General features: G+C 38.2%; 8 protein-coding genes. All 8 read right to left on the minus strand.

The features are described from left to right. Window positions 1-8 precede the first annotated feature (8 nt). The gene (locus tag H0185_RS17320; RefSeq protein WP_221874758.1) at window positions 9-740 is read right to left on the minus strand and encodes an ABC transporter permease; all 732 of its coding nucleotides are present in this window, start codon (window positions 738-740) and stop codon (window positions 9-11) included. Continuing rightward, window positions 740-1,450 carry an ABC transporter permease gene (locus tag H0185_RS17325; protein WP_221874759.1) on the minus strand — a complete coding sequence of 237 codons (711 nt, stop codon included), beginning with the start codon at window positions 1,448-1,450 and terminating at the stop codon, window positions 740-742. Before H0185_RS17325 ends, H0185_RS17320 begins: the two co-directional genes overlap by 1 nt. Next, window positions 1,447-2,358, minus strand: a complete 912-nt coding sequence (locus H0185_RS17330; RefSeq protein ID WP_221874760.1) for an ABC transporter ATP-binding protein — start codon at window positions 2,356-2,358, stop codon at window positions 1,447-1,449. Before H0185_RS17330 ends, H0185_RS17325 begins: the two co-directional genes overlap by 4 nt. A gap of 131 nt (window positions 2,359-2,489) precedes the next feature. Continuing rightward, window positions 2,490-3,365, minus strand: coding sequence for a YitT family protein (locus H0185_RS17335; RefSeq protein WP_221874761.1), 876 nt, complete (start codon window positions 3,363-3,365; stop codon window positions 2,490-2,492). Window positions 3,366-3,432: 67 nt separating this feature from the next. Then, a complete protein-coding gene (locus tag H0185_RS17340; protein ID WP_221874762.1) occupies window positions 3,433-3,846 on the minus strand; it encodes a Spx/MgsR family RNA polymerase-binding regulatory protein in 414 nt (137 codons plus the stop codon). Between the two features lie 13 nt (window positions 3,847-3,859). Continuing rightward, window positions 3,860-4,480 (minus strand): TetR/AcrR family transcriptional regulator, encoded by a 621-nt coding sequence (locus H0185_RS17345; protein WP_221874763.1) that lies wholly within the window; start codon window positions 4,478-4,480, stop codon window positions 3,860-3,862. A gap of 292 nt (window positions 4,481-4,772) precedes the next feature. Continuing rightward, complete coding sequence (locus H0185_RS17350; RefSeq protein ID WP_221874764.1) at window positions 4,773-6,137, minus strand: sensor histidine kinase; 1,365 nt, start codon at window positions 6,135-6,137, stop codon at window positions 4,773-4,775. Continuing rightward, window positions 6,134-6,802 (minus strand): response regulator transcription factor, encoded by a 669-nt coding sequence (locus H0185_RS17355; RefSeq protein WP_221874765.1) that lies wholly within the window; start codon window positions 6,800-6,802, stop codon window positions 6,134-6,136. The genes H0185_RS17350 and H0185_RS17355 overlap by 4 nt, the downstream gene beginning before the upstream one ends. Window positions 6,803-7,191: the final 389 nt, after the last annotated feature.

Genomic DNA, 7,191 nt, shown 5'->3' on the forward strand with positions numbered 1-7,191 from the left:
TTCATTCATCAAACTGCTTTCCGCTGAAAGTATAGGAATCCACCGAGGAAAAAGAGGACAAAACTTCCTCCCACGACGGTGAGCAATTGCTCCCAAGGAATGAAAAAGACATCGCCTTCATTTCCGCCGATATACATCATTGAAAACGGCTGAGCCCAAGGGTAATAGGGGCCGAATCGTTCTGAGTTTATCACTAAGATTGAAGGTAAGGTAAGGATGACATTGACGGCAAATGGAGCGGCAAAGCTTTTAAACAAAATCGACATCCACAATTGTAAAGCAACCAATGGAAAGGTCGCCACCCAACCTCCTAGAATGCTTTTCCATACTACTTCAGTAGGAAATGGTTCACTTATCCCGTTGATCGCCCCGACCGCTAAAATGGATCCTAAATAAAGAAGTTGAATCAGTAAAACGAGCAGTAAAACGAGCATATACTTTATGACAAAGACCTTGCCACGAGAGACCGGTAAAGCTAACAATTGTTTCCAGCCACCACTTTGATGTTCATACCGGCAGATTACCCCTGCGAGAACACCGGTGATTAGTGGTAAAAACAGTAACGCGTAGGTTAAGTTCATATAAAGGATCGTTAAATACCATTCTTGTCCTTGGAGTTCATTTGCTTCGTATCTGAGCGCAAAGCCCACGAAAAAACCTACTAATGGGCCAGATAGTAAAATCGGCAAAACTTTCGACTTTCTCAATTTAAACCACTCTGATTGGAAAAGACCCAGCATTATTTCACATCCCTTCGAGTAAAATCAATCATACCGACCACGTATAACAAACAACCAACACCAACACCGAGGAGTACATTTTGAACAGGTTCGTTTGCATCGTTCATCAGAGACGGCCATTTCCAAATCACCCAATCTGGCAAGAAAAACGCCGAATACGTTAAAATAAATCCTAATATTCCCACGGTAATCGGAATTCCTTGATTTTGGCTAACCGTTGATACCCATAGTTGTAAAGCTAGAATCGGTAGGGAAGCAAGGAACGGAAAGAAACTGTATTGTACAATGTCCATATAAGGAACTGCTGAACCTAAATCAAGAACAAGGCCAAAAGCAAAGGTAAACACCATTAGCAGCACGGAAGAGAAGAGCATCAAGCACGCCAGCACTGTAAATTTTGATAAATATACATTCATTTTTGAAACGGGTAAGGCGATTAATTGCTTCCAGGCATTTGTTTCATTTTCAATGCTTGCCATAAAAGAGGTTAAAATCGCGATTCCAAGAACAAGCGCAAGCGGGGTAAACGAGTGTACGTTCCCGAGGTAATAGCCCCAATCATCGTTACTTTGTTGCAGCAAATAGTCTTTGCGAACACCGTAATTTACCATTTGTAAGGCCACAACTCCGAATGGACCTAGAAAGGTTAATAGCCAAAATCCCTTACGTCTAATTTTTAGAAATTCAGATGTTAATAGGTTGGCAATCATCCAGCATTCTCCTCCTTTGTCATCTGCAGGAAGATTTCTTCAAGTGATTTCTTTTCGTCTTCAACTCGGTAGACTGCTTGACCTGCTTGAACAAGAAGTCGAACAGCTTCAGCTACTATGCCATCTGAACAATCTTGTATCAATACTCGATTTTGCTGAAGTTCTGCTTGGAGTCCGGATGAGATTAATAGTTGCCATGCTTTTTTACTCTCGCTCACAGTGAAACTTACATTTTGGTTTGCATATTTCCGTAACGTTTCGATGCTATCCTGAAAAATTAACTGCCCTTTTGTGACAATCCCCACGGTTGTTGCGATTTGATCAATCTCAGATAATAAGTGACTTGAAATCAACACTGTCATTCCATATTGTGATGGCAATGTTTTTATTAATTCCCGGATTTCAATGATTCCGGATGGATCTAGGCCATTGGTTGGCTCATCTAGAATTAATAACTCAGGATTGTGTAAAAGTGAGCCAGCAATGCCAAGCCGCTGCTTCATTCCGAGCGAAAAGCCTTTGACTTTTTTGTTCGCCACATCTTGTAGGCGAACAATTTCAAGTACTTCATCAATGCGGTTTTTAGCTACTCCTAAAACTTTCCGCAGGGCTTCTAAATTTTCATAAGCGGTTAAATGTGGGTAATAGGAGGGATTCTCTACTAAAGAGCCAACCTTTTTTAGAATCTCTATGCGATTCTGTTCAAGATTTTGATTAAACAACTGTATCGTACCTGATGTAGGCTTCATTAATCCTAATAACATTCGAATGGTTGTCGTTTTCCCAGCACCATTAGGGCCTAAAAAACCATAAATTTCGCCTTTTGCTATTTTCATCTCTAAGTTTATTACGGCAGTTTCCTTACCAAACTTTTTTGATACATTTCGTGTTTCTACTATATATTCCATTTCTCTCACCTCAATACCTATCATAGGGAAGCAAGGTTAAAACAAGAGAAGTGGTTTGTTTAAATTTTGTTTAAAAAATCATTCCAATAAAAAAACGATCCTTCCATATTTGAAAGAATCGCTTTTAGTTATTAATGAATATCCTTCTTCTTAAAGTTACCGCCTTTAATCTCGGCTACATCGTACACTGCAACGAACGCTTGGTTGTCAATTTCATTGATGATTTCTTTCATTTTCGTTTCTTCTAGGCGATTAATCACACAGGTGATTTCTTTGAATTGTTCATTTGAATAGGCACCTTGAACGAGATTAAACGTGGCACTCCTTCCTAGACGATCACGAATGGTCTCAACCATTTCTTCAGGGTACTTTGTGATAATTTTAAAGGTCTTTGAGCCACTTAAACCTTCTTCCACAATATGAATGACTTTGGAAGCAATAAAGTAGGCAATCCCTGACAGAAAGGCCCCTTGGAGCCCGAATACCGTGGAAACAATCACGAAAACAAATAAGTTTAAAAAAAGGATAAGATCACTTGTCCCAAAAGGTAACTTCCTAGAAAGTAGCACCGCTAACATATCAATTCCATCTAAGGCACCGCCATTTCTTAAGGCAAGTCCCATCCCAAATCCGATGATGATTCCGCCAACAACGGTTACAAGTAAGGTATCCCCCTCAATGATTGTAGGGATATGGTGCATAACACTAGTCCCCACCGCAAGCGAAGCGATTCCAATGACGGAATAAATGGCGAATCTTTTTCCTATTTGCTTATAACCTAAGAAGACGAAGGGGATGTTCAAAATCGCAATCAGCAACCCTAATGGCAAACCCATGAGTTGTGATCCAGCGATACTAAGACCGGTTACACCACCATCAGATACACTGTTTGGAATTAACACTGCTTCTAGTCCATAAGCTGTGATGAATGCACCTATGATGATCGGGATGGAGCGTAATATCATTGTTATTGTGTTGTTGTGTTTTTTCTTCGTGTCTATGCCCATTTTTCTACCTCGTATATTTAATTTTTTCTTCTCTCACCTAAAAATTATCGATTAAGTGAAATTACTTTTACAAAAGTTCGGCTATATTTAGCATATTCATCTTCTGCTTTAGCCACTGAGATTGCCTGATTTCTCTTGGCAAGAATTGTCGAATCTCTTCTTCGTTATATCCAGCCTGCAGTCTTTTTTCATCAAAGATGATGGGGCTCTTTAATAAACGCGGATACTGATGAAATAACTCGAGGAGCTCGGGTAAAGGTAGTTCATCAAAATCAATATTCAATTCTTTGTACTTTTTGGATTTTTTCGCTAGTATGTCGTCTGTACCATCAATCGTCATTCGGAGAAACTGTTTAAGTTCTGTGACTGTTAATGGTTCTTTTATTATATTTCGCATAATAAAAGGAATATTGTTTTTTTTAAACCATTGCGTTGCTTGTTTTGTTGATTTACAGCCTAATCCATAGATTCGCACGGTCATCTGCTTTCTCTCCTTAACAATCCTTTTTGTAAATGCCTTGTTTAATTAATTTCATCCTGAAGGTGAAATTATCTAAAGCTTCTTCCTCGGAGGTCTCCTTTAGCATTTTCTCAATTAGGTTGTGAAAAGCGACAGCCGAGATGATTTTAAAAGTATGTTTCAGCGTTTCGTCATCTGAATCATGGAAACGACGTGTATCGATGATGCTTTTAATTTCGTTAAAATAATTATTTTGAGTGGATTCATCGATCATTCCTGAAAACGAGTTCTCCACCTTATTAGATGTATATATCATCGCGTTCCTCAAAAAACTCCGCTCTTGATTATCGGGGATCATCTTTAGGAAAAGTTGGTACATTTCTGTCATGGCTTCGATCAAATCACCATTATATTTCTTTAACAGTTGAAGGAAATGGACTTTTCGTTCCTTTAATTTCTCCTCGAGTAAAAAGAAATAAAGATCATCTTTGTTTTCAAAATACTGATAAAAGCTTCCCCTAGGAATCCCAGCGGTTTTGATGATATTTGAAATCGAGGCCTCAAACAGGGGAACTCTAGAGAACTCTTTTTCCGCAGCTTCCAACATGTTCTTTCGTTTAGATTCTGAGAGATTAAAAAACGTCAGTTTCGGCAAGTTTTTCCTCCAATCCCGATGTGACATAGTGTCATGTTGTGTGTTTTAATCATATGCGACACGTTTGTCATATGTCAATCTTTTTGTGACACGTTGTCATAAATAGATTGAACTAATGAACATTCATTTCTTTTTTAACTGGTATTTAGAGTAATGCTAAGAAATCAGATATTCAATTTTAAAAGGGAAGGGTATTCGTTTGGGATTTTTCAGGTCCTTTTATCCAAATGCCGTGTATTCTCAAAAAAAGATGTGCATAAGAAGGCCACAAGCGGGGCTTCCGACACACATCTTATTTTTTTTGTATGATTTTTATGGTTGTACCACTCTGATTTGTTTCGACTTCCCAATTTAGTTGCATATTTTTTATCATCAAATCGACAATTGATAAACCAATACCGGCTCCTTTTTCATCACTCTCATTCTTCATCCCTTTGCCACGGTCGGTTATAACAATGGCATCAAACTGCTCGGTCGTTTCTGAGTATACTCCAATATATTGTCCACTTTTTGCATGGCGGATGATATTTTGAAACAAATTATCAAGGATGCGCTCAAACCAAATAGGGTCAATTGTCCAACTTTTTTCTCTAAGGTGATTGAGCTCTATATTCATTTCGAACCCTTCTTTTTCAAATACCGGATACCAAGTCGCCAAGCTTTCGCGGACGAACCGGAGAATATCCAATTCTTGTGGATTATATTGATACTTTTTTGACATGAGTAGTGTATAGGACATCAGGTTTTCAATTAAACGATCAATACTTGCAACCGAAGCTTCCAATTTTTTTAGCTGTTCCACCTTTTTAGGTGATTGTTCATTTTTCGTAAGCGTATAGGTTTGTGCGCGGATTTTTGTTAATGGTGTCCGCAAATCGTGCGATAGATTTGCAATCAATTCTCTACGGAGCTGTTCTTCTTTCTGTTCACGCTCGCGGCTAGCGCGAAGTTCTTCAACCATTTGATTAAAACTTTGCTCCAATTGGCCGATTTCATCTTGTTTCTTGACCGCAACTTGAACGGGTAACCCATCAACATCTCGTATGGACATCGCATCTTGGAGATAAACAAGTCGTTTACGGATACCTCGGAAAAATGAAAAGGAAATGAGAATAAAACTAACCACAATGATAACAACTCCAAGCAAAAGAAACGTGCCGTATTGTTCATAAACCTTCATAAGGGGAGGGTTTAAGGTTGTTCGGTTAAGTTCAAACACAATAAATCCCTGATTTTCGTTGTTCCCAATAAACGCAATCACGGTAAATGGATTCCCACCATAGCGTTCCTTTATGAACTTGGCTGTATAAGCAGAGTCCCAATCAGTAGGAAGATTTTCCTTAACGTTCAGTTGTTCAATCAATTGGCCGTTGCCATTTACCCAAAACATCGAAGCTTCGGGGTAGACTTGTTTCCATTTAGCAAAGTGGTGAGCGATTTGCTCTTTTGAAGGGTTCTCGAGTTTCATTGCTTCTAAGTTCCAATTTTCCTCAATGAAGTCCGGGCTTAAGGCGTCATCCTGATACTGCTTTTCATGAACATTTTGACCAATTAAAGCAAACGAAGCAATCATTACATAAGCTACTTGAAAAAGAACTAAAGCCATCAAGATGATTAGCATATATTTTGCGAGCAAAGAGCGGAAAAACTTTTTCATTGTTTCACCCGATATCCAATTCCCCGAATTGTTTCAATAATCGTTGGCTTCGCAGGATTTTCCTCGATTTTTTCACGCAGATAGCGGATATGGACCATTAAAGTCTTGTCGCCTTCAAGATAGGGTTCGCCCCAAACTCCCTCATAAAGCTGTTCTTTTGTTAATATCTGATTTAGATGTCTGAGAAAGAATTGGAACAAATGATACTGCTTTCCGGTTAAGAGAATTTCAGCTCCAGTATTTTTGTTCATTATTCTCCAATCTTTTGTATGGATCGTTAAGTGCCCTATGTTAATGATATCGTCATTTTTTTGAAATCGTCTTAACAAAACTTCAATCCGTGCAGCAAGTTCATCAGGATGAAAGGGCTTGGTTAAATAATCGTCCGCAAAATGAAGCCCTTCGAGTTTATCCTCCACGGCAGTACGTGCAGATAGCATTAAGATGGGGAGGTTTTGTTTTTCTTTTTTCATTCGTTTTCCTATTGAAAATCCATCTAATCCCGGGAGCATCACATCCAGAATTGCCATATCAACAGTTTCTAGATATCTTTCTGCGTTTTCACCTGACTGTAGCCAAGTAACAGTATAGCCTCTATCCGTTAAATCCTTCGATACCCAATTCCCGATTTCGCTTTCATCTTCTATGTATAAAATATGAACCATCTCTACTTTCCCCCTATTTCCAATAACCTACTTTTTAGTGTAAACAGAGGATATGGAGTTGTAAATATATATAAGGAAAGAACATAATACTCGATGAACGTGGCAATTATTTTAGAAAGGGGAGGAAGATACTATTAAATGTAAAATATTACTATTGAAGCAATAGCATGTAAGATGGTATTCTATTTTAGCTGCTTCGGACAGCGATAATGATTAACTCTTTAATAATACTTTTCTAATAAAGTATTGACGAGTCACTTAATGTGATGTATATTAAATATCCGCTGTTAAAAACAGCAGTCACTCATTTTATCAATTATATTAAAATAATATTTTACTTGATTTAATGAATTGAACATGATATATTAATAAATGTCGCTTCTGAGCGA

Source organism: Mesobacillus maritimus, assembly GCF_019749255.1.
Lineage (GTDB): Bacteria > Bacillota > Bacilli > Bacillales > Cytobacillaceae > Mesobacillus_B > Mesobacillus_B maritimus_A.

Coding starts and splice junctions, on each gene's coding strand:
- H0185_RS17320 (WP_221874758.1), bottom strand. CDS start 740: ATGCTGGGTCTTTTCCAATCAGAGTGGTTTAAATTGAGAAAGTCGAAA.
- H0185_RS17335 (WP_221874761.1), bottom strand. CDS start 3,365: ATGGGCATAGACACGAAGAAAAAACACAACAACACAATAACAATGATA.
- H0185_RS17325 (WP_221874759.1), bottom strand. CDS start 1,450: ATGATTGCCAACCTATTAACATCTGAATTTCTAAAAATTAGACGTAAG.
- H0185_RS17330 (WP_221874760.1), bottom strand. CDS start 2,358: ATGGAATATATAGTAGAAACACGAAATGTATCAAAAAAGTTTGGTAAG.
- H0185_RS17350 (WP_221874764.1), bottom strand. CDS start 6,137: ATGAAAAAGTTTTTCCGCTCTTTGCTCGCAAAATATATGCTAATCATC.
- H0185_RS17355 (WP_221874765.1), bottom strand. CDS start 6,802: ATGGTTCATATTTTATACATAGAAGATGAAAGCGAAATCGGGAATTGG.
- H0185_RS17340 (WP_221874762.1), bottom strand. CDS start 3,846: ATGACCGTGCGAATCTATGGATTAGGCTGTAAATCAACAAAACAAGCA.